The 21,665-nt window shown below is 71.9% G+C and carries 38 protein-coding genes; 36 read left to right on the top strand and 2 right to left on the bottom strand.

Going from position 1 to position 21,665, the window contains the following annotated elements; translation table 11 throughout:
* Positions 1–92 precede the first annotated feature (92 nt).
* Together UW392_RS61125 and UW392_RS61130 are read right to left on the bottom strand one after the other, a co-directional pair.
* Positions 93–545, bottom strand: a complete 453-nt coding sequence (locus UW392_RS61125) for a DUF6221 family protein (RefSeq protein WP_320784164.1) — start codon at positions 543–545, stop codon at positions 93–95.
* Positions 538–837, bottom strand: a complete 300-nt coding sequence (locus UW392_RS61130) for a helix-turn-helix domain-containing protein (protein WP_320784165.1) — start codon at positions 835–837, stop codon at positions 538–540. Before UW392_RS61130 ends, UW392_RS61125 begins: the two co-directional genes overlap by 8 nt.
* 184 nt (positions 838–1,021) lie before the next feature.
* On the opposite strand from UW392_RS61130, the gene UW392_RS61135 reads away from it, so the two are divergent.
* The 36 genes from UW392_RS61135 (at position 1,022) to UW392_RS61310 (ending at position 21,528) form a co-directional block, all read left to right on the top strand.
* On the top strand, positions 1,022–1,312 hold the full coding sequence (locus tag UW392_RS61135) for a hypothetical protein (protein WP_320784166.1): 291 nt from the start codon (positions 1,022–1,024) through the stop codon (positions 1,310–1,312).
* Entirely contained in the window at positions 1,309–1,530 is a 222-nt protein-coding gene (locus UW392_RS61140; protein ID WP_320784167.1) for a hypothetical protein, read from the top strand. Before UW392_RS61135 ends, UW392_RS61140 begins: the two co-directional genes overlap by 4 nt.
* Positions 1,530–1,730, top strand: coding sequence for a hypothetical protein (locus tag UW392_RS61145; RefSeq protein WP_320784168.1), 201 nt, complete (start codon positions 1,530–1,532; stop codon positions 1,728–1,730). Before UW392_RS61140 ends, UW392_RS61145 begins: the two co-directional genes overlap by 1 nt.
* A gap of 74 nt (positions 1,731–1,804) precedes the next feature.
* Positions 1,805–3,427 (top strand): hypothetical protein, encoded by a 1,623-nt coding sequence (locus UW392_RS61150; RefSeq protein ID WP_320784169.1) that lies wholly within the window; start codon positions 1,805–1,807, stop codon positions 3,425–3,427.
* Between the two features lies 1 nt (position 3,428).
* A complete protein-coding gene (locus UW392_RS61155; RefSeq protein WP_320784170.1) occupies positions 3,429–4,148 on the top strand; it encodes a nuclease-related domain-containing protein in 720 nt (239 codons plus the stop codon).
* Positions 4,145–4,285, top strand: coding sequence for a hypothetical protein (locus UW392_RS61160; protein WP_320784171.1), 141 nt, complete (start codon positions 4,145–4,147; stop codon positions 4,283–4,285). Before UW392_RS61155 ends, UW392_RS61160 begins: the two co-directional genes overlap by 4 nt.
* Positions 4,282–4,971, top strand: coding sequence for a hypothetical protein (locus tag UW392_RS61165; RefSeq protein ID WP_320784172.1), 690 nt, complete (start codon positions 4,282–4,284; stop codon positions 4,969–4,971). Before UW392_RS61160 ends, UW392_RS61165 begins: the two co-directional genes overlap by 4 nt.
* Positions 4,968–5,369 carry a hypothetical protein gene (locus UW392_RS61170; RefSeq protein WP_320784173.1) on the top strand — a complete coding sequence of 134 codons (402 nt, stop codon included), beginning with the start codon at positions 4,968–4,970 and terminating at the stop codon, positions 5,367–5,369. The genes UW392_RS61165 and UW392_RS61170 overlap by 4 nt, the downstream gene beginning before the upstream one ends.
* A complete protein-coding gene (locus tag UW392_RS61175) occupies positions 5,369–6,076 on the top strand; it encodes a hypothetical protein (RefSeq protein WP_320784174.1) in 708 nt (235 codons plus the stop codon). The genes UW392_RS61170 and UW392_RS61175 overlap by 1 nt, the downstream gene beginning before the upstream one ends.
* A 100-nt stretch (positions 6,077–6,176) precedes the next feature.
* Entirely contained in the window at positions 6,177–6,425 is a 249-nt protein-coding gene (locus tag UW392_RS61180) for a hypothetical protein (RefSeq protein ID WP_320784175.1), read from the top strand.
* A 1-nt stretch (position 6,426) separates the two neighbouring features.
* Positions 6,427–6,606 (top strand): hypothetical protein, encoded by a 180-nt coding sequence (locus UW392_RS61185; protein WP_320784176.1) that lies wholly within the window; start codon positions 6,427–6,429, stop codon positions 6,604–6,606.
* A 106-nt stretch (positions 6,607–6,712) separates the two neighbouring features.
* Entirely contained in the window at positions 6,713–7,441 is a 729-nt protein-coding gene (locus UW392_RS61190; RefSeq protein WP_320784177.1) for a DUF4352 domain-containing protein, read from the top strand.
* A 39-nt stretch (positions 7,442–7,480) separates the two neighbouring features.
* Positions 7,481–8,050 (top strand): hypothetical protein, encoded by a 570-nt coding sequence (locus UW392_RS61195; RefSeq protein ID WP_320784178.1) that lies wholly within the window; start codon positions 7,481–7,483, stop codon positions 8,048–8,050.
* Positions 8,051–8,241: 191 nt separating this feature from the next.
* Positions 8,242–8,496 (top strand): MerR family DNA-binding transcriptional regulator, encoded by a 255-nt coding sequence (locus UW392_RS61200; protein WP_320784179.1) that lies wholly within the window; start codon positions 8,242–8,244, stop codon positions 8,494–8,496.
* A 17-nt stretch (positions 8,497–8,513) separates the two neighbouring features.
* Positions 8,514–8,915: a hypothetical protein gene (locus tag UW392_RS61205; protein WP_320784180.1), complete on the top strand. Its 402-nt coding sequence runs from the start codon at positions 8,514–8,516 to the stop codon at positions 8,913–8,915.
* Positions 8,916–8,918: 3 nt separating this feature from the next.
* A complete protein-coding gene (locus UW392_RS61210; protein WP_320784181.1) occupies positions 8,919–9,209 on the top strand; it encodes an HNH endonuclease in 291 nt (96 codons plus the stop codon).
* A 2-nt stretch (positions 9,210–9,211) separates the two neighbouring features.
* A complete protein-coding gene (locus UW392_RS61215; RefSeq protein ID WP_320784182.1) occupies positions 9,212–9,466 on the top strand; it encodes a hypothetical protein in 255 nt (84 codons plus the stop codon).
* A gap of 2 nt (positions 9,467–9,468) precedes the next feature.
* The gene (locus UW392_RS61220; protein ID WP_320784183.1) at positions 9,469–9,687 is read left to right on the top strand and encodes a hypothetical protein; all 219 of its coding nucleotides are present in this window, start codon (positions 9,469–9,471) and stop codon (positions 9,685–9,687) included.
* On the top strand, positions 9,681–9,875 hold the full coding sequence (locus tag UW392_RS61225; protein ID WP_320784184.1) for a hypothetical protein: 195 nt from the start codon (positions 9,681–9,683) through the stop codon (positions 9,873–9,875). The genes UW392_RS61220 and UW392_RS61225 overlap by 7 nt, the downstream gene beginning before the upstream one ends.
* Position 9,876: 1 nt before the next feature.
* Positions 9,877–10,614 (top strand): hypothetical protein, encoded by a 738-nt coding sequence (locus UW392_RS61230; RefSeq protein WP_320784185.1) that lies wholly within the window; start codon positions 9,877–9,879, stop codon positions 10,612–10,614.
* 6 nt (positions 10,615–10,620) lie between these two features.
* Entirely contained in the window at positions 10,621–11,061 is a 441-nt protein-coding gene (locus tag UW392_RS61235; protein ID WP_320784186.1) for a hypothetical protein, read from the top strand.
* Positions 11,062–11,361: 300 nt separating this feature from the next.
* Complete coding sequence (locus UW392_RS61240) at positions 11,362–11,646, top strand: hypothetical protein (RefSeq protein ID WP_320784187.1); 285 nt, start codon at positions 11,362–11,364, stop codon at positions 11,644–11,646.
* Complete coding sequence (locus UW392_RS61245) at positions 11,609–13,195, top strand: terminase (protein ID WP_320784188.1); 1,587 nt, start codon at positions 11,609–11,611, stop codon at positions 13,193–13,195. The genes UW392_RS61240 and UW392_RS61245 overlap by 38 nt, the downstream gene beginning before the upstream one ends.
* Positions 13,189–13,404 carry a hypothetical protein gene (locus UW392_RS61250; protein WP_320784189.1) on the top strand — a complete coding sequence of 72 codons (216 nt, stop codon included), beginning with the start codon at positions 13,189–13,191 and terminating at the stop codon, positions 13,402–13,404. Before UW392_RS61245 ends, UW392_RS61250 begins: the two co-directional genes overlap by 7 nt.
* On the top strand, positions 13,401–14,726 hold the full coding sequence (locus tag UW392_RS61255) for a phage portal protein (protein WP_320784190.1): 1,326 nt from the start codon (positions 13,401–13,403) through the stop codon (positions 14,724–14,726). Before UW392_RS61250 ends, UW392_RS61255 begins: the two co-directional genes overlap by 4 nt.
* Complete coding sequence (locus UW392_RS61260; RefSeq protein ID WP_320784191.1) at positions 14,726–15,991, top strand: HK97 family phage prohead protease; 1,266 nt, start codon at positions 14,726–14,728, stop codon at positions 15,989–15,991. Before UW392_RS61255 ends, UW392_RS61260 begins: the two co-directional genes overlap by 1 nt.
* 68 nt (positions 15,992–16,059) lie before the next feature.
* Positions 16,060–17,307 carry a phage major capsid protein gene (locus tag UW392_RS61265; RefSeq protein ID WP_320784192.1) on the top strand — a complete coding sequence of 416 codons (1,248 nt, stop codon included), beginning with the start codon at positions 16,060–16,062 and terminating at the stop codon, positions 17,305–17,307.
* Positions 17,308–17,373: 66 nt separating this feature from the next.
* A complete protein-coding gene (locus tag UW392_RS61270; RefSeq protein ID WP_320784193.1) occupies positions 17,374–17,778 on the top strand; it encodes a hypothetical protein in 405 nt (134 codons plus the stop codon).
* Positions 17,778–18,428 carry a hypothetical protein gene (locus UW392_RS61275; RefSeq protein ID WP_320784194.1) on the top strand — a complete coding sequence of 217 codons (651 nt, stop codon included), beginning with the start codon at positions 17,778–17,780 and terminating at the stop codon, positions 18,426–18,428. The genes UW392_RS61270 and UW392_RS61275 overlap by 1 nt, the downstream gene beginning before the upstream one ends.
* Positions 18,429–18,437: 9 nt before the next feature.
* Positions 18,438–19,256 (top strand): hypothetical protein, encoded by an 819-nt coding sequence (locus tag UW392_RS61280; RefSeq protein WP_320784195.1) that lies wholly within the window; start codon positions 18,438–18,440, stop codon positions 19,254–19,256.
* Positions 19,257–19,709 carry a hypothetical protein gene (locus UW392_RS61285; RefSeq protein ID WP_320784196.1) on the top strand — a complete coding sequence of 151 codons (453 nt, stop codon included), beginning with the start codon at positions 19,257–19,259 and terminating at the stop codon, positions 19,707–19,709. It abuts the gene before it with no gap.
* Between the two features lie 13 nt (positions 19,710–19,722).
* Positions 19,723–19,947: a hypothetical protein gene (locus UW392_RS61290; RefSeq protein ID WP_320784197.1), complete on the top strand. Its 225-nt coding sequence runs from the start codon at positions 19,723–19,725 to the stop codon at positions 19,945–19,947.
* Complete coding sequence (locus tag UW392_RS61295) at positions 19,928–20,074, top strand: hypothetical protein (protein WP_320784198.1); 147 nt, start codon at positions 19,928–19,930, stop codon at positions 20,072–20,074. Before UW392_RS61290 ends, UW392_RS61295 begins: the two co-directional genes overlap by 20 nt.
* 1 nt (position 20,075) lies before the next feature.
* Entirely contained in the window at positions 20,076–20,567 is a 492-nt protein-coding gene (locus UW392_RS61300) for a hypothetical protein (RefSeq protein WP_320784199.1), read from the top strand.
* 3 nt (positions 20,568–20,570) lie between these two features.
* Positions 20,571–21,077 (top strand): hypothetical protein, encoded by a 507-nt coding sequence (locus tag UW392_RS61305; protein WP_320784200.1) that lies wholly within the window; start codon positions 20,571–20,573, stop codon positions 21,075–21,077.
* Positions 21,078–21,087: 10 nt separating this feature from the next.
* On the top strand, positions 21,088–21,528 hold the full coding sequence (locus UW392_RS61310; protein ID WP_320784201.1) for a hypothetical protein: 441 nt from the start codon (positions 21,088–21,090) through the stop codon (positions 21,526–21,528).
* Positions 21,529–21,665: the final 137 nt, after the last annotated feature.

A 21,665-nucleotide genomic window follows, 5' to 3' on the forward strand; every position in this document is an offset into this window, starting at 1 on the left:
TCCCTTGGTCGGGTAGCCCTGATGGTGACGGGCCGTGGCAACTACTGGGCACTGGTGGCGCCTACTGGACAGAAGCTGGCCAAACCTGATGCCTACGGCCGCCACTCCTCGCGGTAGCCGGGCCGGTCCGCGTACGGCACGCCGAGCAGGTGTACGACAGGCTTCAGGCGACGGGCCGTCTCGATCAGCTCGCTCTCCTGCTGATGCAGCCGGCCGAACTCCTCGTGATTGGTGTTGACCACCTCGCGCATCCGGACTCGCAACGTCTCCCGGTCGTTCGCGGCGGTCACATACAGGCTGAGTATCTGCCGCTTGGCGTCGATCTCGCGCAGCACTCGCACCGGATCATGCTCCGCGATGTGGTCGGCATCCGCGCGGCCCTGCTCACTGTCCTCGGTCTCGATACCGGTGTAGGTGCGCCCGAAGGTGACGGCCGGCCCGTAATTACCGAAGCCGCTTCGTCTCCACGGGCCGGGCGTCGCCGCCCGGGTACTCCGCTCGTCCTCGTCGAACTGCTCGCCGAGCCACCGCACCAGCTCATCCATCCGACGCCTCCCCAGAGCGGGGCCGGTTCTGGCCTGACCCCCTGTAGCCGCGCAGCAAATCCTGCACCGTACTCGGCTTCACTCCGAGACGCTTCGCGATCCCCCGCACCGATTCCCCCTCCGCCTGCATCTGGTGAGCCAGCACGGAGCGCTCCTGCGTCCAGCGGGCAGCTCGCTCCCTGGTCGCTGCCGTGATCTGCACCTGAGCGCGCGACCGCGCCTCCGGGTCGGCGATGCGCTCTACGTCGTCGAGGGCGTCGAACACTCGCTGCACCTCCTCGTCGTCTGCCACGCCCGCACCTCTCAGTTCGGCGGGCCTTTCCCCAGAGAGCTGTATGGTGACCGCACATCTGGTGTACGGTCACCATACAGCGCAGGTTCGGAGCCCGCGCCGCACAACAACAAAGCCCCGGCCCGGAGTTGCCGCTCCATATGGGCCGGGGTGCCGAATCCCCTGAGCGACCAGGAGAAACGACGTGCCAGATCGTATCCACCCGCCCAACCGGCAGCACAGGCCGCGCACCGAGCCGTACACCCTCTCCGTCAGCGACCTGGCCAAGGGCCTGATGCGCGAGATGGCCGACAAGCTTGAGTCGATCCGCCCCGGCGAGACGATCACCACCATCGGCCGCCACGCCCTGCTGCAGGCCACCACCATGGACCCGCCCCTCCTGCGCGCCCTGCGGGCCCTCGCCCCCGAGATCGACGGGGCGGTTGTCCGCCGCGACTACGCCGCCCAGCTCCGGCAGATCGCAGGTGACGCATGAGCGCGCCGACCTGCTGCGGGCGGACCATGCAGCCGGACGGGACGGGCGGTTGGTACTGCCGCAAGTGCCAGGGCAGCTCCGACCCCGGAATCACGGGCACCTCGAACTCGACGGTCTCCGCCGAGCCGGAGCCCGAGCACGGGCGCGCGAAGGAGCCGCTGCCGATCAGGCCGCGCCGCCCGCACCCGCAGGGCATCACCTGGGCGGTGGCCGCCTGATGGGGTTCTTCCGCCGCGCCCAGTCCACTCGGGACTACCCCGCCGCCGGCGTGGCCGTCGCCGGTGACGCCGGCCGGTTCCGTCGCTCCAAGACGACCGGCGCCCGCAAGGCCGGCGCCGCCGCCGAGGCCTGGGAGGACCAGGACCGCGCCCGCTTCCGCACCGGCGCCACGTTCCGCCGCTCCCGCCGCTCCCGCTGACCCACCGAGACCGCCGTGCCCCGCGCCGCCCCGGCCCGGGGCACGGCACCACCCGTATCAGCCAGAGGAGAACCGTGTTCCTGGACCAGCCCACCGCATGGACGGCCGCCCACTGGCCCGTCCTCGCCGTCGCGGGCGTCCTTCTTGCTGTCCTCACCGGCCTCGCCGCCTACATCGCCCACCGCACCAGCGGACCCGTCCTCGCCGCCGGGATCGGCGCCCTGGTGTGCACCGGCTTCTCCGCCGACACCTCCTGGCGGTTCGCCGGCCACGAACTGAACATGGACACCACCGAGCGCGCCTGGCTCTTCGCCGCCGGTGAGATCGTGCTGATCGTCTGCGCCGTGATGGCCCGCGCCAACAAGCGGGCCACCGCCACCGCCGACAGCGCCGGCACCCCCGGCGTGCCCGGCGTCCTGGTCTGGTGCATCGCCGTCGTCCAGGTGATCCCCGCGTTCGTCGAGTCCGGCCTCGTCGGCGGCCTCGTCCGTGCCGTGTTCGGCCCGGTCATGTCCGCCACGCTGTGGCACCTCGCCATGGGCCTGGACATCCGCGTCACCCGGCCCGAGGCCCTCAGCTCCGGCCTGCCCGCGCAGATCGGCCACGAGCTCCGCGAGCGGCTGCTGTCCCACCTCGGTCTCGCCACCCGCAACCGGACCGCCGAGGAGATCAGCCGCGACCGCGCGCACGCCCGCGCCGTACGCCTGGCCTCCCGCCGCTGGATCGGCCCGTGGGGCAGGGCCCGGCTCGCCGCCGCGGTCGCCCGCTCCCGCGCCACGGCCGACGGCACCCGCCGGCACCGTCTCCTGCAGGACCTCGCCGGACGTCGCACCGCCGGGGAACTCCGCACGATGGACGTGCCCTCCCCGTGGGTGCTCGCCCCCGAGGAGGAGCCGCACCCGGCGACGCCCCTCGGTGTCGCCGGTGCCGCGCTGCGCCGGATGCACCCCATGGACGCCATCCAGGCCGTCCACGAAGCGCACGGGACGGCGACGCCCGCAGAGCTGGCCGCGCTGACGACCGAGTACGGCGTGCCGGTCACCGAGGGCCTGGTGCGCATCGCGCTGCACCCGAAGGCTGCGCAGCCCGACGCACCCAAGGATGCGCAGCCGCAGCCAATCCTCGCCCCGCAGCCGCAGCCCGTACCCGCGCTCGGACCGGCCGCCCAGCCGGAGGCGGAGGAGAGCGACTTCGAGGACACGGCCGCATCCGCACTCGCCCTGACGCAGCCGGATGCGGACCACCAGCCCGCCGACGCAGCCGCATCCCCGGACGCGGATGCGGCTGCGCATCCCGAGCCCGGGAACGTCCTGGTGCTGGAGCTGGCGCCGATGTCGCCGCCGCAGCCCGAGGTACGGCAGGGCCAGCCGTACATCCCCGCAGCCGCCCAGCCGGATGCGCAGCCGCAGCCGCAACCGTCGCAGGCCACGCCCCGTACGCGCCCGGCCAGGCAGCGGCGCCCGGTGTCCGAGCTGCGCAGCCCGGACGAGGATGCGCAGCTCCTCAAACGGGCCAAGCCCATCAACCTGCACTCGCTCGGCGAGGACGGGAAGAAGGCGTCGCTCCGGCGGCTGCAGTCCGAACTCGGCATCGGCCAGCGCCGCGCCCAGCGCATCCAGGCGCTGCTGCCCGACACGCTCACCGCCGCATTCGAGGACACGCAGCCGCAGCCGCAGCCGTCCGCGAAGGAGGCCTGAGATGAGCTTCACCGCCCTGCTGCTCGTCGCGGCCGCCGGTCTGTACTTCACTGTCGGCCGCGACCGGCTGCGCGCCCTCGCCCGGCGCATCCGCAGCCGCAGCCGTCACGGTGGCGCGGGCGCATCCGCAGCCGCCCGCGCCCGCCAGCTACGCACCCCCACCGTCCGCCTCGCCGAGCACCTCGGCATCCCCACCCGCCGCGGCCGCCAGGCCGCGCGGTGGGCGGCCGGCGCGGAAGGGGAGCGGCGTACCGCCGTACGCCTGGCCCCGCTCACCCGCGCGGGCTGGACGATCCTGCACGACCGTGCGCTGCCCGGCAGCCCCGCCAACCTGGACCACCTCGCGATCAGCCCGCACGGTGTCGTCGTCCTGCCCGACACCAAGCGCTGGTCCGCGCGCTGGCCGGTCACCGAGACCGGCGGCCGCCTGTTCCACGGCGACCTCGACGTCACCGGCCGGCTGAACGGCCTGCGCTACGAGGCCGCGCGCGTCGCCGAGCTCCTCGGCACCCGCGTGATCCCCGTCGCCCTGGTCGACGGCGCGCCGCTGCCCGACGGCCCGCTCCGGCTGAACGGCATCGCCATCGTCCCGGCCGAGGACGCCTGCCACCACCTGCGGGCCCTCGCGCGCCTCACCCCAGCTCCCCCCAGGGACGGCCCGGCCCTCGCCGCCCTGGCCGCCAGCCTCTTCCCGCCCTACCACCAAGGACACCGCCGATGATCCTCACTCTCCTTGGAACAGCCGCCGCCCTGGCCGCCGTCGCTCTGTTCCACCCGAGCCCGCGCATCCGCTACAACGCCGGGCTGCTCGCCGCCGGGTACGGCCTGGCGCTGATGGTCATGTGGGACCAGTGGTGAGCCACAACGCCCCCGGCGCGGACGAGATGCGCATCCGCTACTTCCTCACCACCGTCCTCAACCACGCGCAGCCGCAGCCGTCCCCGGCTGCACCCGCTCCTGTGCAGCCGCAGCCCGGCAGGCGCACCATCCGGCTGCGCCTGCCGCTGTGGAAGTCCGCCCAGGACACCGACCCCGACGAGGACGAGCCGACCCCGGACGACGAGGACCTCGACGACGAGGACCTGGACGACGAAGACGACGAGCCGGACGAGGACGACGAGCCGCAGCCCACGGCATCCGCCAAGCCGCGCAGCCGCAGCCGCAGCCGCCGTAAGCGCAGCCGCAGCCCCGGCACGCCGTACTCGCCGCTCGACGCGCAGCCGCGCCGCTCCCTGATCGACGCCTACCAGGACATCCCGCCGCGCATCCGCTGGCTCGTCCTGCACGGCACCGCAGCCGCAGCCGGATACCGCCTCGGCTGGGTCGACCTCGCCACCAGCACCACGGCCTGGATCGACACCCACGGCCTGCTCAACATCAGCTCGATCGTCATGTGCGCCATCGCGGTCGGCTGCGAGCTGCTGCGCCGCCGCTTCTCCCACTACGCCCTGCCCGTGCGCTGGGCGGCCGCCGTCCCCATCGCATCCGTCGTCACCGGCATCGCCCTCTACGGCACCGCCTGGAACACTCTGGAGATCTTGTGAACGTCTTCGGCAATCTGGGCCCGGTCGGGCTGGCGGTAGCGCTGACCGCCCTGCTGATTTGGGGGGTCCCTGGAGGCGGCCAGCTCAAGCCGCTCGGCTGGTGGACCACCGTCCTCGTCGCAATGCTCGCGGGCAGCGCCTACAAGGCAGCCGGCGGCCCCTTCGGCGTCGTCCCGGATCTGGTCGGCAGTCTGATCGGCTTCGCCCAGGGCTTTTTCAAGGGCCTGACCATGCCCGCCATCGCCCTGAGCTTGCTGATCTTCATGCTGTACAAGAAGCTCACCACCCGGCAGGTCGGCTACGTCGCCCTGGTCTTCTTCTACGTCGCCACCGGTGCCGGAGGGAACTGGACCTACATCGCCGACGCCATCGAGAACGCCCGCGTGGGAATGCAGTGATGGCCTTCATCAGCGTCCGCAAGAAGTCGTCCATCCCGGCCCCCGGCGAGGAGCACGTCGACGAGGTCCTCGAAGACCAGAACAACCAGGAGCAGGAGCAGGACGACGCCGAGGGGGCAGGGGAGCAGGCCACCACCGGCGTCCTCGGCTGGCTCGCCGCCGGCGTCAGCAGCTGGTGGGCCTGGTCCAGCTCCCGCATCGGCGCCCGCGGCACCTACACCCTGCACCTCGTCGCCACCTGGGCCACGTTCTACTACGGCGGCTGGACCGCCCTGGCGATCGTGACCGTCTTCCTGCTGGCCGTCGGCCTGTTCCTCCCCAAGGACGGCACCGACCGGCTCCTCGCCCGCCTCGACGCCCTCGACAAACGGCGCACCAGGCCCGCCGGCGGGCCCCCGCAGGACGACACCGAGAACGCCCCCGTCGACCCCCTGCCCGGACTGCTGTGGCAGCTGATCGGTACGGCCCCCGGAGTGCACCTGAAGACCGTCACCGAGCACCTCGCTGAAGCCGCCCGCAAGGCCCACCGGCCGGCCCCCACCCAGGCCGACGTCGAGGCCGCTCTCGGCGCCCTCCGCATCCCCCTCCGCCGGGCCGTCGGAGCCCGCGATTCCGAGGGCCGCCGACGCACCAACCGAGGGGTCCACCGAGACGACCTCCAACCCCTCTTCCCCGCCCCGCCCCACACCCCCACCAAGACGCCGTAGCCCCGCCGTAGCACCCGCCGTGACCTGCGATGTAGCAACCACAGCTACGCCCGTAGCAACGCCGTAGCACCCCGTCGTAGCCCCTCCTGCTGGAGACCCCATGCCCTACCTGTACACCTGCCGCCAGTGCCGCACCCGCGCCCCCAGACCGCGCACCACTTGCGAGGACGCGGAGACCGACCAGCAGGAGCACCGCGACGCCGCCCACGGCGGCCACGCCCCCCTCGACGGCGACGGCATCCGCCGCGTCCACGACGACGCCCGCGGCGACGGCCTGCTGCCCCGGCACAGCTGCCTCGCCGCCCTCGTCCTCCTGGCCCTCGTCCTGGCCAACTGCTGGGGCCGCTGACATGGACAAGGAGCAGGCCATAGCGCTCGCCGCCCGGATGCGGCTCACCAACCCGAGCTCGCTCGAACCCGACCCCGACCAGGAGGCCGCGATGCAGCGGGCCAGGGAGCTCGGCGGGACGTGGGAGGAGCTCGAGGCGGAGGAGGAACGGCAGCGCGCCGGGACCGACCCGCCGAAATGATCAATAGACGGCATAACGATCGGGTGAATCTGCCCCATCTGCCGCAACCACACAGCACCTTCACCTGTCATACACCTGCATCACACAGCGATCCCTCGGGGGCATCATGAACCAGCAGTACCCGCAGCAGCCCGGCCAGCCCAACCAGCCCAACCAGCCGCAGCAGCCCGGCCAGCCCTACCCGCCGCAGCAGCCCGGCTGGGGCGGCCCGCAGCAGCCCGGTTACGGCGCCCCCGGCTTCGGCGGTCCCGTCCCGCAGCCGCCGAAGAAGAGCAACACCGGAAAGTTCATCGGCTTCGGCTGCCTCGGCGTCGTCGCCCTGGTCGTGCTCATCGCCATCATCGGCGCGATCGGCAGCAGCGGCGGCGGCTCGGACGACAGCACCGACAAGCCCGCCGTCGCCCAGCAGGACGACAAGCCGGCGGCCGAGGAGAAGGACGACGCCAAGGCCAAGGATGACAAGAAGGCCGGCGAGGAGAAGAAGGCCAAGGAAGAGGCCGCCGAGGAAGCGCCGGTGAAGGTCACGGCGAAGAAGACCAACTTCGCCAAGTCGATCATCGCGCCCGACAGCGACTACACCAGCGTCCTGGTCACCGTCACCAACGCCAGCGACGACACGATCAGCGTCAACCCGCTCTACTTCACGATCACCGACACCGACGGCACCAAGCACACCGCCGAACTCGGCGTCGACGAGAAGCAGATCGACACCGTCGAGCTGGCGCCCGGCGAGAACGTCTCCGGCAACGTCACCGGCCAGGGCGGCTTCACCCCGAAGTACGTCACCTACACCGACGGCCTGCTCGGTGACTCCCTCCGCGCCGACGTCTCCTGACCGGCCGGACCTACGCACAACAGATCCAGGGGGAATCAAATGACCAGCTCCATACCGCCTTCGCCGGACTTCCCTCCGCCGCTCCCGCCGCACGCACCACCGCCGGCCCCGAGGCGGCCCCGCAACTGGGTCGTCATCGGCTCCGCGGCCGCCGTCATCGCCGCCGTCATCGGCACCGGCATCTGGGTCGTGCAGGCCCAGGACGGCCACGACGAGCCCCGCGCCACCACATCGACCAGCGCACCGGCCGACGACACGGTCGCGGCCGCCGATGACGAAGAGCCGGAAGTGGAACCGGCCTACGCCGAACTCGACGCCGACAGCTTCGAGATCACGTTGCGCACGACCGACCGGCAGTGCTTCGGTTCGGCCGGCTGCAACGTGACCGTCGAGCCCGAGCTGTCCTACCTCGGCATCGAGGACATCGACCCGGACTCCGTGTACGAGATCACCTACGAGATCAAGGGCGACGCGTCCGGCCCGGTCATCGCGACGGCCGAACTCTCCGACGAGACCAGCCTGAACTACCAGCCCTCGTCGATCAGCACCGCCTCGTCGAGCACGAAGGTGTCCGTGAAGATCACCGACGTCACGGAACAGATGTACTGACGACCGGCCTCCCGTACCGAGCAGCGCCCTGCACGCCGTGGCCCAGACCCCGCCACGGCCCCGCAGCCGATCTACTGGACAGCCAGGCGATCATCACTGCATAATCCGGTGCCAGCAGCACAGCTGTGCCCATACGACACACCAACCCCCGCCATGAGCGGGGGTTTCGGCATTTTCAGGGGGTGATCACCATGGCCCCCACCTCGGACCGCGAGCCAGCCCACGGCCGCGAAGACGCCGACGGCACCCTGTGGTTCACCGTCCGCGCGGCCGCCGCGTTCATCGGCGGCAGCCCCCAGACCATCTACGCCTGGGAACGCCGCGGACACCTCACCGACCCCCGGCACGACGAGCACGGCCGACGCATCTACAGCCAGCAGCAGATCGCCGCCGCTCACCGCACCGCTCGCAGCTACAACCCAGCCACACGCCGCCGCACCGCCTGACCGACAGGAGACCACCGGTGCCCACCAGCGCCCCCGAGCCCTTCGACCGGGTCACGGCACTCCGCACCGCCCAACAGCACGCGTATGCGCACGCCCTCGCCGCACAGCAGCACTACGACCAGGCCGACGAGCACCACGCGGAGGCAGCCCGCCTCGCCAACATCGACGCCTACGCCGCCCGCGAGTCCAAAGACAGGAAACTGGAACAGGAACAGCACGAAAGACGCCTCGCCGAGCAGGCCGGAGCAATGGCCGAGACCTGGTCCCGCCTCACCGCCGCCCTCGCCGTACCCGCGACTGCCGACGGCCAGCCCACCACGTACGACCTCCACGTCGCCGTGGACCCCGCCAGCGCCCAGCAAGTCATGGACCAGGCCGCCGCGAACACCATCGCCCGCACCGGGCACCGGCGCACGTAGCCCGTGGCCCGCAACCCGCGCAACGGCCGCCCCTACCGCCGCCTGTGCGACAAGCAGCGCGCCCTGCGCCTGCCCTGCTGGTGGTGCGGCGAACCCATCCGCTACGACATCACCGGCCCCACCGCCGGCCGCCACCGGGACGCCTTCACCCTCGACCACGCCGTCCCCCTCTCACGCGGCGGCGACCTCCTCGACCCCGCCAACGCCCGCAGCGCGCACCGCCGCTGCAACAGCGCCCGCGGCAACCGCACCGACCACCAGCGCCAGCCGGTGCGTGCATCACGGAGGTGGTGATCATGAGCTACGAGGACGACTACGAATCCGCCCGCGCCCGCCTCCGCCACGCCCTCACCACCCAATCACCGCGCGTCATCACCCCGCGCCGCGCCGCCTGGATGGCCCGCACCGGCCCGGCCTGGTGGATCGGCTACGCCCGGCACGAACCACGCGAATTCCTGTACACCGCCCCACGCCGCATCGCCTGCCGCCTCCTCGGCCGGCACAACCCCACCTGCATCGGCCGGCCCGCACCCCACCCGAGGAGATGGTGATCATGCCGCTTCCCGCAGCACCCACCCCGTTCCTTCTGCGCCTCGCCGACGGCCGCGCCTGGGCCGGTGCCGAGTACGGGACGGGCGGGTTCGTCTGCGTCCACCACCCCGACGAGGCCACCATCTGCACCATTGCCGTCAGCCTCGACGCCCTGATCGCCGACTGCGCGCCCGGACACCCGCTGCACGGTGCCACAATCGAACGGCGCGAGCCGTGGTGACCGCCCTGCTACGCCGCATCGCCCGGCGCTGCCCGACCCACGACCGCGCCTCACACGCCGTGACCAGCCGCCTGGAACGCCAGCTCGGCATGGACTCCAGCGAGCCGCCGGCCAGCTTCACGGACGCGTACAGCGACCCGGACCTGATCGACTGCGGGCACGCCTGGTGCCGCACACGGAAGAGGTGACATGCAGCCCATCGCCTACTTCGCCGACGACGGGCGCACCTGGCGCTGCGACGGCTGCGGTTCCTACGGCAGCATCGGAGGCGCCAGGTACGGACACCGCCTGGCCGCACGGCACGTCGCCATGCACAACGAGGAGTGCACCCCAGCCGGACCGAACGAAGAGGTGCCCATGCCGAAGACCCGATGGAACGGCGAACCCTGCCAGGCCCGCCGCATCACCGCCGTCGTCGCCGACACCAGCGACTTCCCCCAGTACTGGGCACGCCACCTCGTCGGCACCCGTCGGAACATCGTCGAGGTCGTGTACAACGGCGAGACCTCCTACCTCGACGACGAAGACGACTCCGGCTGGCACAAGGTCACCAACGGCGGATCACCGCGCTGGGCACACAGCAACATCGTCATCGACCTCGACACCATCCAGCCTCGCAGCGGCCACGCCGATCCGGACACACCCTGCCCGCACGAAGACTTCGACGCCTACGTGGCCGTCAACCGGATCACAGCCAGCGACAGCGACCCGACCGTGACCGGCTACGCCGCCGACATCAAGGTGAACTGCCGCGCCTGCGACGAACCCTTCCGCTGGACGGGAGTCCCCGCCGGCGTCTCCCCGGCCCATCCGACGTGCAGCGTGGACGAGACCGAGCTATGCGCCCCGCTGCGTCCCGCGAGCGCCGACCCGGACTTCGGGCTCGGCCTGCCCGGGTTCGCAGTGCGGTACCGCGGACAGGGCTGATTCTCCGTGCTGTACGTCGTCACCGGCCCGCCGGCCGCGGGCAAGTCGAGCTGGATCGAGGCCCGGGCCAAGCCCCGGGACCTGGTCATCGACCTGGACCGCATCACCCGCGCCCTCACCGGCCCGGGCGCGTCGCAGTGGGACCACGACCCGATCGCCTCCAAGGTCGGGCTCCGGGCGCGCTATGCCGCCATCGACGAGGCGGTCAAGCACCTGGACGACGTGGACGTCTACCTCATCCACACCATGCCCAGCGCCACCTGGCTGGCCCGCTACCGGCGCCTGGAGGCCGAGATCGTCACCGTCGACCCGGGCGAGCAAGTGGTCCGCGACCGCGTTCGCGCAATGCGTTCGAGCGCGATGGACCGCGTGGTCACGCGCTGGTACCGGCACTACCGCGGGGGCCGCTCCCAGCCCGTGGCCGCTCAGGCGTCCCGGGACTGGTGACGCTTCCCCGCCCTCGGCCGGCCAGCCGCGCTCAGTCACGCAGCGTTCCGCTTGGTCGGTCGCGCGGCGCCCGGCGGTGATCGCTGGCGTTGCCGGCGGGGGGAGAGTGGGTCCGATCTTCAGCGCGGAGGTGGGCGACCCAAAAGCCCTTGTCGCCCGGTTCTCTCCCCGAGCCGATCGCTAACCACCGCGAACCGAGTTGGGCCCCATTAGCGACCATGATCAACACCATCCGCCCGTCACTGTCCGTAATGATCATTGGATATGACTGAGCGTGACGAAGATCGTCGGGGGTGAGCGATGTCCGACGAGCCGAAGCGCCGCGCCGTGCGCGCGGGCGCCGTTGCCAAGGCGACCAAGGCCGAACTCGATGACCTGGGTGTATCACCCGACGGCAACGCCGCGGCCGCCGCCGCCATGCGGCTCGCCAAGATCATGGACTCGCGCACCGATCCCAAGGAGGTGGCGGCCGCCGCGCGCGAGCTGCGGCAGGCCATGAACACAGCGCGAGGGCTCGCCGTCCCGAAGGACAGGGGGGACAAGATCGATGAGCTCGCTGCTCGCCGCCCCCGCAACACCGCGTAGCGGCGATCCCCTCGGCTGCCAGACCCCGCGGATCATCTCCACCCCGCACTACCGGCGCATCGAGACCGGGCCGTGGAGCGGCGTCGAGGACCAGGCCGCGCTCGCCTTCCGCTCCCCGGCCGGGCAGGAGGCCATCGAACTCGCCGCGGACTCGGGCCTGCTGCTCGATCCCTGGCAGCAGCTGGAGCTGCACCACAGCCTCGCCGAGGACCATGAAGGCCGCTGGACGTCGTTCGAGGTCGTGCAGAACGTCACCCGGCAGAACGGCAAGGGCGGTGTCCTCGAGGCCCGGCAGATAGCCGGGGTGATGCTCTTCGGTGACAAGCTGGTCATCCACACCGCGCACGAGTTCAAGACGGCGCGGGAGTCCTTCCGCCGCCTGGACCAGATGATCGAGGGCTCGTACGCGCTGAGCCGCCGCGTCAAGCGCGTCCTGCGCAGCCACGGCGAGGAGGGCTTCGAGTTCCACAACGGCGCCCGGATCCTGTTCCTGGCCCGCACGGGCGGCTCCGGGCGCGGGTTCTCCAGCGACCTGCTGGTGATGGACGAGGCGATGGCGCTGCGGGCAGCGCCGATCGGGGCGCTGCTGCCGGTCATGTCCGCGCGTCGCAACCCGCAGATCCTGTACGCGTGCAGCGCCGGCATCGGTGCGGAGAGCGAGCAGCTGGCGCTGCTGCGGGCGCGGGCGCTGGCCAGCACGCCGGAGCCGGACGACTCGCTGACGTACCTGGAGTGGTCGGCCGTACTGCACACGCGGGAGTGCCCGCGGGACGAGGACGGGCGGATTGTGTGTGCCGACCACGACGACCGTGCGGACGTGCGGACGTGGCAGCGGGTGAATCCCGCCCTGGGCATCCGTATCCGGGTGCAGGCGGTACGGCGTGAGATGGCGACGATGCGGCCCGACCTGTTCGACCGTGAGCGGCTCGGTATCGGCGAGTACCCGGTGCAGTCCGAGGAGACCTGGCAGGTCATCGAGGAGGAGGCGTGGCGCTCGCTGCGGGTGGCCCGGTCGCAGCTGGCGGATCCGGTGGCGTTCGCCATCGACACCAACCCGGAGCGGACCTGGTCGGCGATCAGCGTGGCCGGCCGGGCGGGCGAGGAGGGGCGGCACGTCGAGGTGGTCAGCCACCAGCCGGGGACGGACTGGGTGGTGCAGCGTGCCGCGGAGCTGGACGAGAAGTGGTCACCGTGCGCATGGGTGATCGACGAGGGCGGGCCGGCCGGTTCGCTGGCCGCGGCGCTGCGGAACCGGCTCAAGCCCCGGAACCGGGAGCACCTGGTGGTGGCGCCGAAGGTCCGCGAGCTGACGCAGGCGTGCGGGCAGTTCTACGACCGGGTGCAGGACCAGAGCCTGCAGCACCTGGACGAGGCGCCGCTGGCGACGGCGCTGGGCGGGGCGACCAAGCGTGAGGTGGGCGACGCGTGGCTGTGGTCGCGCCGCGGGGACGGGGTGGATGTGTGTCCGCTGGTGTCGTGCACGTACGCGCTGTGGGGCTGGGAGCAGCACCACGACGACGAGCCGGAAGGGGCGCCGAACCTGTGGTGACGAAGAGCGAGGCGGTGCGGGACCGTCGCCGGGTGCGGTGGCTGGTGGTGCTGGAGACGCTGTTCGTGCTGGTCCTCGTCGCGGGTCTGGGGCTGTGGAGCGTGGCGGCTGCGCTGGTGGTGGGCGGGGTGCTGGGGGTGGTGGCGTGCGAGCGGGCCTCGGCCGAGGTGCGGCGTGCCGGGACCGGGGCGGGGGGTGAGCGGCGGTGAGTCTGTTTGGCCTGTACGGCGGGTGGTCGCGGCGGGGGCTGGAGTCGCCGGCGCAGCCGCTGACCTCCGATGCGCTGGCGACGTTCCTGGGCGGGGCGCAGTCGGACGCCGGGGTGGCGGTGTCGGAGACGACGGCGCTGCGGGCCTCGCCGGTGTGGCGGGCGGTGGCGCTGATCGCGGGGGTGTCGGCGGCGCTGCCGCTGCCGGTGTTCTTGGACGGTACGCGGGAGAAGCAGCCGTCGGAGCTGCTGAAGAAGCCGCATCCGGATCTGACGCCGGTGGAGCTGTGGCGGTTCGCGTACACCTACCGGGTGCTGTGGGGCAACACCTACATTCAGAAGGTCCGCAACGGGGCCGGGCAGGTCAAGGAGCTGTGGCCGGTCTCCGCGGACCGGGTGCGCGTCTCCCGGGACCGGCCCAGCGAGGCCAACCCGTCGGGGAAGCTGTTCGACGTCGTCGACGACTGGGGCGTGCACCACGTGTGGACGCCGAAGGAGATGCTGCACATCCCGGGCCTGGGCTACGACGGGCTGACCGGCTGTTCTCCGGTACGGCTGGCGATCCAGGGCATCGGTCTGGCGCAGGCCGCGGAGAAGAGCGCGGCGCGGCTGTTCGGCAACGGCAACATGGTCGGCGGTGTGCTGCAGACCGAGCAGCGCCTGGACCCCGACCAGGCGGCGCGGCTGAAGGAGCGGTGGAAGGCCAAGCTGGCCGGCGTGCACAACTCGCACGAGATCGCCGTGCTGGACAGCGGCGCCTCGTACAAGCCGGTGGCGATGCCCAACAACGACGCGCAGTTCCTCGAGTCGCGGATGTTCCAGGTCACGGAGATCGGCCGGATGTTCGGCGTGCCGCCGTTCCTGCTGATGTCCACGGAGAAGTCCACGTCGTGGGGGACGGGGCTGGAGCAGCAGGCGCAGGGCTGGGTGACGTTCGACCTCAACCCGACCTGGCTGACGCCGACCGAGCAGCGCATCACCAAGGAGCTGCTGCCGCGGGATCAGTACGCGAACTACAACATGGGCGGGCTGCTGCGCGGCGACTCGGCGGCCCGGGCGACGTACTACCGGGCGATGCGCGACGTCGGCGCCTACAGCGCGGACGACGTGCGGGCGCTGGAGGAGCTGCCGCCGCTGCCCGAGGGGAAGGGCGGCGACGTCTACCTGCAGCCGATGTACATGGCGCCGCTGGGCTCCAACCCGCTGGCCCCGGACGGCGAGCAGCCGGCGGGCGCGGGATCGAACCGGGCCCGGGCGGCCGCGCTGATGGCGGAGGCGCATCGGCTGATGCAGACCCCCGACGAGGACGAGGAGAGCAGCTGATGAGGACCCTGACGAGGACGACGGCCGAGGAGCGCCGACACCTGCCGCTGTCCACGGCAGAGGTCGTCATCCGGGCGGTGGACGGCGACAGCGCGGCCGACGGCGGTGAGCGGTTCATCGGCTACGCCGCGAAGTTCAACAGCCGCACCGCGATCGGCAATCCGCTGCGCTGGGGGTTCTACGAGGAGATCGCGCCGGGCGCGTTCACCAAGACCCTGCAGGAGGGCGACGCCCGGATGCTGATCGACCACGACTCGTACTACGTGGTCTCCCGGGTGTCGGCGGGCACGCTGCAGCTGGCCGAGGACGCGCACGGCCTGCCGGTCGACTCGGCCCTGGACCCGGCCCTGTCGTACGTCAACGACCTCAAGGCCAACGTCCGCAACAAGAACATCACCGGCATGAGCTTCGGGTTCTGGGTGGTCAAGGACGACTGGACCCTGGAGAAGGTGGAGACCTCCGACGGGCAGACCGCCGAGGTGGAGGTGCGGCGGATCCTGGAGGTGCGGCTGCTGGAGGTCTCCGCGGTGACGTTCCCGCAGTACGAGGACACCGAGGCCGAGCTCGCCAGCGTGGCCAGCGCCCTGGTGCGGCGCGGCGACCAGGCCGCGATCGAGCGGCGCGCCCGGTACCGGCCGGAGCTGCGGGACCTGCTGCAGCTGGTCGGCTCCGGCCCGGCCGACGACAGCGACGGCGACACCGACGGGGCCGGGGCTGCCGTGCGGCAGGCGGCGGCCGCCGAGCAGCGCGGCGCCCTGGCGGCACACTCCACCGACACCTCCGACGCGGCGTGGGACGGGCCGGGCAACTCCAGCGACCTGCCGGCCGAGGAGACGGCGCTGCGCCAGGCGCACGCCTGGGTGGACCCCGACGGGGACGCCGCCGCCAAGTCCTCGTACCGGTTCATCCACCACTTCGTCGGCGTGGACGGCGACGTCGGCGCCGCCTCCACCGTCGCGTGCACCACGGCGATCGGCGTCCTCAACGGCGCCCGCGGCGGGACGGCGATCCCCGAGGAGGACCGCCAGACGGTCTACAAGCACCTGGCCCGGCATCTGAAGGACGCCGGGCTGAAGGCACCGGAACTCAAGCAGGTCGCAGGCGAGCCGGGTGAGACCACTCGCGAGACCAGCACACCGCAGGACGCACCCGCTGCCGCCGACGGCACCGAGCCGGCCGTGACCACTCGGGCCGACAGCGACAGCCGCATCCTGCGCATGAGGGGACTGGCCGCACGCTACGGCCTGCCGCTGATCCCCTCGTAACCCCCGTACTCACCCCGAGGCCCTGGCCGTGCGCCGGGGCCTTCGCCATGCCCTGAAGGGAATGCGACATGCCCGCACAGCTCGAGCGGCTGATCGAAGAGCAGAACACCACCTGGCAGCGGATGCAGGACATCCAGTCCCTCGCCGAGCGCGAGGGCCGGGACTGGACCGCCGAGGAGCGCGCCAACTGGGACGCGGCCGAGAAGCGGCTGACCGAGGTGTCCGGCGACATCGAGCGCCTGAACAAGATGGCCGCCCTGGACAAGGTCGACCGCAGCCAGATCGCGGTGACGACCGGCGAGCCCGAGAACCGCCGCGGCGAGGGCGACGGCGAGGAGCGGACCCGGCAGTACACCGAGGCGTTCTCCGTCTACCTGCGCGGCGGCATGGACCGCCTCACCCCCGACCAGCGGAACCTGATGATGGACCAGCAGGTCAGCCTGCGGGCCATGGGCACGAACACCGACGCCGGCGGCGGCTTCACCGTGCCGGAGGAGTTCCGCAACATCATGACCGAGACCATGAAGGCCTTCGGGGGCCTGTTCGGTCTGGCCGAGGTCATCACCACCTCCACCGGGGCGAACCTGAACTGGCCCACCAACGACGACACCTCCAACGAGGGCGAGATCCTCGGCGAGAACCAGCCCACCGGGGAGCAGGACCTGCAGCTGGGCGGGAAGGAACTGAAGGCCTACACGTTCAGCTCCAAGCAGGTGCGGCTGTCCCTGAACCTGCTGCAGGACTCCGCGTTCAGCCTGGAGACCTGGGTGCCGAAGAAGCTGGGCGAGCGGATCGGCCGGCGCTCGGCGCGGGCCTGGACCACCGGCACCGGCGTCGACCAGCCCGAGGGCCTGACCACCGGCGCCGTCGTCGGCAAGACCGGCGCCAACGGCCAGACCACGTCGGTCATCTACGACGACCTGGTCGACCTCGAGCACTCCGTCGACAGCGCCTACCGCGCCAACGCCCAGTACCTCATGCACGACCTGACGCTGAAGGTGATCCGGAAGCTGAAGGACCAGCAGGGCCGGCCGCTGTGGCAGCCGATCCCCGCCCCCGGCTTCCCGGCCACGATCAACGGGTTCACGTACAACATCGACAACTCGATGCCCGTGCCCGCCGCCGGCGCCAAGAGCCTGGCCTTCGGCGACTTCAAGGCCGGCTACCTCATCCGCCAGGTCCTCGACGTGCAGACCCTGCGCCTGGTCGAGCGCTACGCCGAGTACCTGCAGGTGGCGTTCCTGGGCTTCGCCCGCATGGACGGCATGATCAACGACCCGTCGGCGATCCGCCTGTACCAGCACTCCGCCAGCTGACCACCGCCCTGATGCGGGCCCCGGTCGCGGCCGGGGCCCGCCGGCACTTACAGGAAGGAGCGCGTCGTGAGGGACGCGTACGCAAACGTCACCGTCCGGGCCAGCCTGGCAATCGCCACCCGAGCTGCCTCGGCGAACGGCAGCAGCGTGGACCGCTACGGCGGCGGCGCGATGTTCCAGGACGCGGCGGTCGTCGTGCACACCGGCACGATCACCGACGGGTCCCACGCCGTGGACGTGCAGGAGTCCGACGACAACAGCACCTGGACGTCGGTGGCCGCCTCCGAGCTGCAGGGCAGCGAGCCGTCCATCGTCGCGGCCGACGACGACAAGACCTTCGTCATCGGCTACAAGGGCAGCAAGCGGTACCTGCGGGTCGCGGTCACCGCGTCGGGCGCCACGACCGGCGGCGTGTACGGCGCCCTGGTGGTCCTGGCCAGCCCGCGCAACGCGCCGGTGGTGCACGCCTGATGCCGCGCATCCGCGTCCTCGAGGCGATCGCCGGCGCCGACTTCGCCTGGTCGCCCGGCGACGTCGTCGATGTGGACGACGACGCGGCGGCCGTGTGGGCCGACGGGTACCGGGCCGTCCTGGTCGACGACGGCCCGGCCGCCGCGATACCGGCCGCGGTGCACCAGGAGCCGCTGGTGGTCGACGAGCACGGGCAGCCCCTGGAGGTCCTCGCCGCCACCGTCGAACAGATGGAGCCGACCGCGGGCGTGGCGCACGGCCCGCGGCCAGTGCGCTGGTCCGTGACCGTCCGCCTGCCCGAACCGGCCGCCGCCGAGGACGAGGAGCCGACGGGCCCGGCGGACCCCGGGAACCAGGAGACGCCAGTGCAGCCCGAGGCACTGCAGCCGTTCGACCCGCGCGAGCACACCAACAAGGAGGTCCTGGCCTACCTCGGCACGGTAGGAGAGACGGAGGCGCTGCGGGTGCTCGACACCGAGGCCACCGAGGGCGAGGGCCGGGCCGGCATCAGCAAGAACCGCGAGGCGGTCCTGGAGGCCGCCCGGGCACGGGATGCCGCGACGGGCGACGGCCCGGCCGGTACGGAGAAGGCCGCGGTCTACTCCCGGGGCGGGGGCGGCGAGCCCGCGCCCGAGACCCGCGACTGGTAGGGGCGCGCAGTGCCGTACGACCTCGGCGCGACCGCGCGCCTGACCGCGGACTGCCGCGATGCCGGCGGCGCACCGGCGACCGCGGCGACGGCCGCCGTCACGGTGACGCTGCCGGACGGAACGACCGCCACCCCGGCCGCCTCCGAGACGGTCACCCCCGGCCGCTACCAGGCCGACTACGTCACCACCGCCCCGGGACGGCACACGGTGCGCTGGGTGTTCACCGGCCCGGCCCACGCCTACACCGACGTCCTGGACGTGCAGGACACCGAGCCGGTCGCGGTGCTGTCGCTGGCCGACGCCAAGGCGCACCTGAACCTCACCTCGGCCAACGACGACGCCGAGGTGAGGTTCTGGAACGCGACGGCCACCCGCGGGGTGGAGGCGCTGATCGGCCCGGTCACGCCCCGCACCGTGGCGGAGGACCACCACTTCGGGCGAGCCACGGTGCTGGTGCTGCGCAAGGTCCCGGCCCTGCAGCTCCTGGCCGTCGCCCCGCTGCTCGACACCGGCCCCTCCTACGCGGTCGACGGGCTGCTGCTGGACGGCTCGACCGGGGCCGTGTACCGCCGGGACGGCGGCATGCTGCACGGCCCGCAGCGCTTCACCTACCGGGCCGGGCGCACAGTCATCGGCGAGCACATCACCGCCGCCGCGCGGATCATCCTCGATCACCTGTGGCGGACCCAGCGGCCCAGCCGCGGCGGCCTGGCCGGCGGCGGCGAGGACTTCAGCGTCACCGAGCCCGTCCCCGGCTACGGCTACGCGATCCCCAACCGGGCCCTGCAACTGCTGGAGCAGGACCGACTCCCACCTGGAGTGGCCTAGATGGCATCACGAGTACCCGAGATCATCGACACGCTGGTGGCCCTCGCCAAGGCCGATCCCGCACTGGCCGGCGTACGGGTGGCCGACGGCCCGGAGGTCACCGGGGACAGCGTCCCGGACTGGCTGGTCATCGGCTTCGACGGCGACCCCTCCGGCGACTTCGAGGCCGCGCAGACCGCAGGCGGCTGGTCCGACCTCGCCACCGGCCGCGAGGAGGAGTTCCTGATCACCGTGGCGGCGATCGCCAACCGCGGTGACACCGACATCGTGGCCGCCCGACGCCGCGCCTACGAGATCGCCGAGCGGGTCGGCACCTGGCTGCGTACGAGCCCGGACCTGGGGCTGGTGTCGCTGGAGGCGTCCGTGGCCGGGACACGGCTGGTGCAGGACCAGACCGACCAGGGAGCACAGGCCCGGCTGCTGCTGACCGTGGCCGGCCGCGCCTTCACGTAGGGAGAGCACGACTGTGCGCACATCCATCCCGTTCCAGGCCGTCGCCGCGTTCCTCCAGCAGCTCGGCGCCGACCCCGACGACACCGCGTCCGTGGAGATCGAACCGGGCTGCGTGACCGTGAGCCAGTTCCGCCTGAACAACGACGGAGCCAGGTACCAGGTCGACGGCACCGTCGCGATGGTCCGGACAGAGATCCCGATCGAGAGGAGCCCGCGCGATGGTGCGGATGAGGCATGACGGCATCGAGGAGGAGATCGAGGTCCACGAGATCTCGGTGCCGGTGTACAAGCGTTCCGGCTGGGTGGCCGTGGACGACAAGAAGCTGAGCACGGCCAAGGGCCGTCAGACCCAGGGAGAAAGCTGACATGGCGACCCCGATCAACCCGTCGGTCCGGTACTACCGGCGCGGCACCACCCGCGTGCTGTGGGTGCCGACGATCGCGAACAAGAACGCACCGACCCGCACCGAGCTGGACGCGGGTACCGCGCTGGAGGGCGAGACCGGCGCGATGTCCGGCTGGCAGACCACCTCCGGCACCGTGCCCACCGCCGCGCTCGGCAGCCGCTTCACGCCGACCGTGCCGGGCGAGATCACCGCCGCCGACTCGTCCCTGACGTTCTGGGCGTCCAAGGACGCCGACGACGTCCGGGTCCTCCTGGTCCGCGAGGCCCGCGGCTTCGTGGTGTGGATGGACGAGGGCGACGTCCCCACCCAGACCATGGACGTCTACCCGGTGCAGGTCACCTCCCAGGCGAAGATCAGGGAAATGGACCAGGCCGCGCAGATCATGGCGCAGTTCGCGATCACCGCCGAGCCCGCCGAGAACGTCGCCATTCCCGCCGCGTCCGGGGGCTGAGCCGTGGTCAGCAGCGTCCGCATCCTCGGCACGGGCCAGCTCATCGACCTGTCCCGGCGGATGCGGACGGCCGGCGGCCCCCGCCTGCGGACCAACTTCAGCAGGCGCGTCCGCCGGGCGGCCGAGCCGCTGCACCGTGACCTGCAGCAGGCCATCCGCACGGTGAGCCTGCCGGGCGCGGGCCGCACGAAGCGGGGCGGCCCGTCGCCGACGACGCGCCCCCTGCGGGCCACGCTGGCCGGCGGCATCCGGATCAGCGTCCGCTCCGGCGCCAGCCCCGGCGCCCGCGTGTGGATGGACAAGAGCCGCCTCCCGCCCGACCTGAAGAACATGCCGTGGGTCATCGACGACGGCCGCGTCCGTCACCCCGTCTTCGGCAACCGGCGCAGGTGGGCGACGCAGTGGGCGCGGCCGACCGGCTGGTGGACGTCGACCGTCTACAGCGGCATGCCCCGCATGCGGGTCGAAGTGGAACGGATCCTGGGCGACGTGCGCCGGGACCTGGAGTAGAGGAAGAACCGTGATCCTTTCGTACACGCAGGACGACGGCACCGTGGAGAAGCTGTCGACCGACGACCTGTCCGCGCGGGAGGCGGCCGCCATCGAGGAGGCGATGGGCGATATGCAGTGGCAGCGCGTCGAGGCGCTCCTCCAGCTTCAGGAGCCGACCGCCATGCTGGCCGCCCTGTGGGCGTTCCGCAGGCGCGATGACCCGGACCTGAAGTTCGACGACTTCGACGTGCCCGGCTTCAAGCGCCGGCTGACGGTCCGCATCACACGCGCCGAGATCGAGGACTCGCTGAACAACCTGATGATGCAGGCCATCAGCAGCAAGTCCGAGGACACGCAGATCGACATGGTGACGCCGCACCTACGCAACCTCGCCGCCGACCCGGCCGACGTGGACGCGGCGCTGGAAGGGCTGGGAAAAGGCCACCTGGCACACCGCCTCCAGGACTGACCGGGCTGCTCCAGGAGTACGAGCCGCTCTTCCTGCACTACCTGCACATGCAGCCCAGTGAGTACGACCGCCTGTCGGTCGGCCGATTCCTGCGCCTGGTCGCCTGGATCGATCAGCACCTGGCGGCGATCAGAAGG

Source organism: Streptomyces sp. CRN 30 (genome assembly GCF_034105845.1).

Coding starts and splice junctions, on each gene's coding strand:
- UW392_RS61125 (WP_320784164.1), bottom strand. CDS start 545: ATGGATGAGCTGGTGCGGTGGCTCGGCGAGCAGTTCGACGAGGACGAG.
- UW392_RS61140 (WP_320784167.1), top strand. CDS start 1,309: ATGAGCGCGCCGACCTGCTGCGGGCGGACCATGCAGCCGGACGGGACG.
- UW392_RS61145 (WP_320784168.1), top strand. CDS start 1,530: ATGGGGTTCTTCCGCCGCGCCCAGTCCACTCGGGACTACCCCGCCGCC.
- UW392_RS61155 (WP_320784170.1), top strand. CDS start 3,429: ATGAGCTTCACCGCCCTGCTGCTCGTCGCGGCCGCCGGTCTGTACTTC.
- UW392_RS61160 (WP_320784171.1), top strand. CDS start 4,145: ATGATCCTCACTCTCCTTGGAACAGCCGCCGCCCTGGCCGCCGTCGCT.
- UW392_RS61175 (WP_320784174.1), top strand. CDS start 5,369: ATGGCCTTCATCAGCGTCCGCAAGAAGTCGTCCATCCCGGCCCCCGGC.
- UW392_RS61180 (WP_320784175.1), top strand. CDS start 6,177: ATGCCCTACCTGTACACCTGCCGCCAGTGCCGCACCCGCGCCCCCAGA.
- UW392_RS61185 (WP_320784176.1), top strand. CDS start 6,427: ATGGACAAGGAGCAGGCCATAGCGCTCGCCGCCCGGATGCGGCTCACC.
- UW392_RS61190 (WP_320784177.1), top strand. CDS start 6,713: ATGAACCAGCAGTACCCGCAGCAGCCCGGCCAGCCCAACCAGCCCAAC.
- UW392_RS61195 (WP_320784178.1), top strand. CDS start 7,481: ATGACCAGCTCCATACCGCCTTCGCCGGACTTCCCTCCGCCGCTCCCG.
- UW392_RS61200 (WP_320784179.1), top strand. CDS start 8,242: ATGGCCCCCACCTCGGACCGCGAGCCAGCCCACGGCCGCGAAGACGCC.
- UW392_RS61215 (WP_320784182.1), top strand. CDS start 9,212: ATGAGCTACGAGGACGACTACGAATCCGCCCGCGCCCGCCTCCGCCAC.
- UW392_RS61220 (WP_320784183.1), top strand. CDS start 9,469: ATGCCGCTTCCCGCAGCACCCACCCCGTTCCTTCTGCGCCTCGCCGAC.
- UW392_RS61230 (WP_320784185.1), top strand. CDS start 9,877: ATGCAGCCCATCGCCTACTTCGCCGACGACGGGCGCACCTGGCGCTGC.
- UW392_RS61240 (WP_320784187.1), top strand. CDS start 11,362: ATGTCCGACGAGCCGAAGCGCCGCGCCGTGCGCGCGGGCGCCGTTGCC.
- UW392_RS61245 (WP_320784188.1), top strand. CDS start 11,609: ATGAGCTCGCTGCTCGCCGCCCCCGCAACACCGCGTAGCGGCGATCCC.
- UW392_RS61260 (WP_320784191.1), top strand. CDS start 14,726: ATGAGGACCCTGACGAGGACGACGGCCGAGGAGCGCCGACACCTGCCG.
- UW392_RS61265 (WP_320784192.1), top strand. CDS start 16,060: ATGCCCGCACAGCTCGAGCGGCTGATCGAAGAGCAGAACACCACCTGG.
- UW392_RS61275 (WP_320784194.1), top strand. CDS start 17,778: ATGCCGCGCATCCGCGTCCTCGAGGCGATCGCCGGCGCCGACTTCGCC.
- UW392_RS61285 (WP_320784196.1), top strand. CDS start 19,257: ATGGCATCACGAGTACCCGAGATCATCGACACGCTGGTGGCCCTCGCC.
- UW392_RS61295 (WP_320784198.1), top strand. CDS start 19,928: ATGGTGCGGATGAGGCATGACGGCATCGAGGAGGAGATCGAGGTCCAC.
- UW392_RS61300 (WP_320784199.1), top strand. CDS start 20,076: ATGGCGACCCCGATCAACCCGTCGGTCCGGTACTACCGGCGCGGCACC.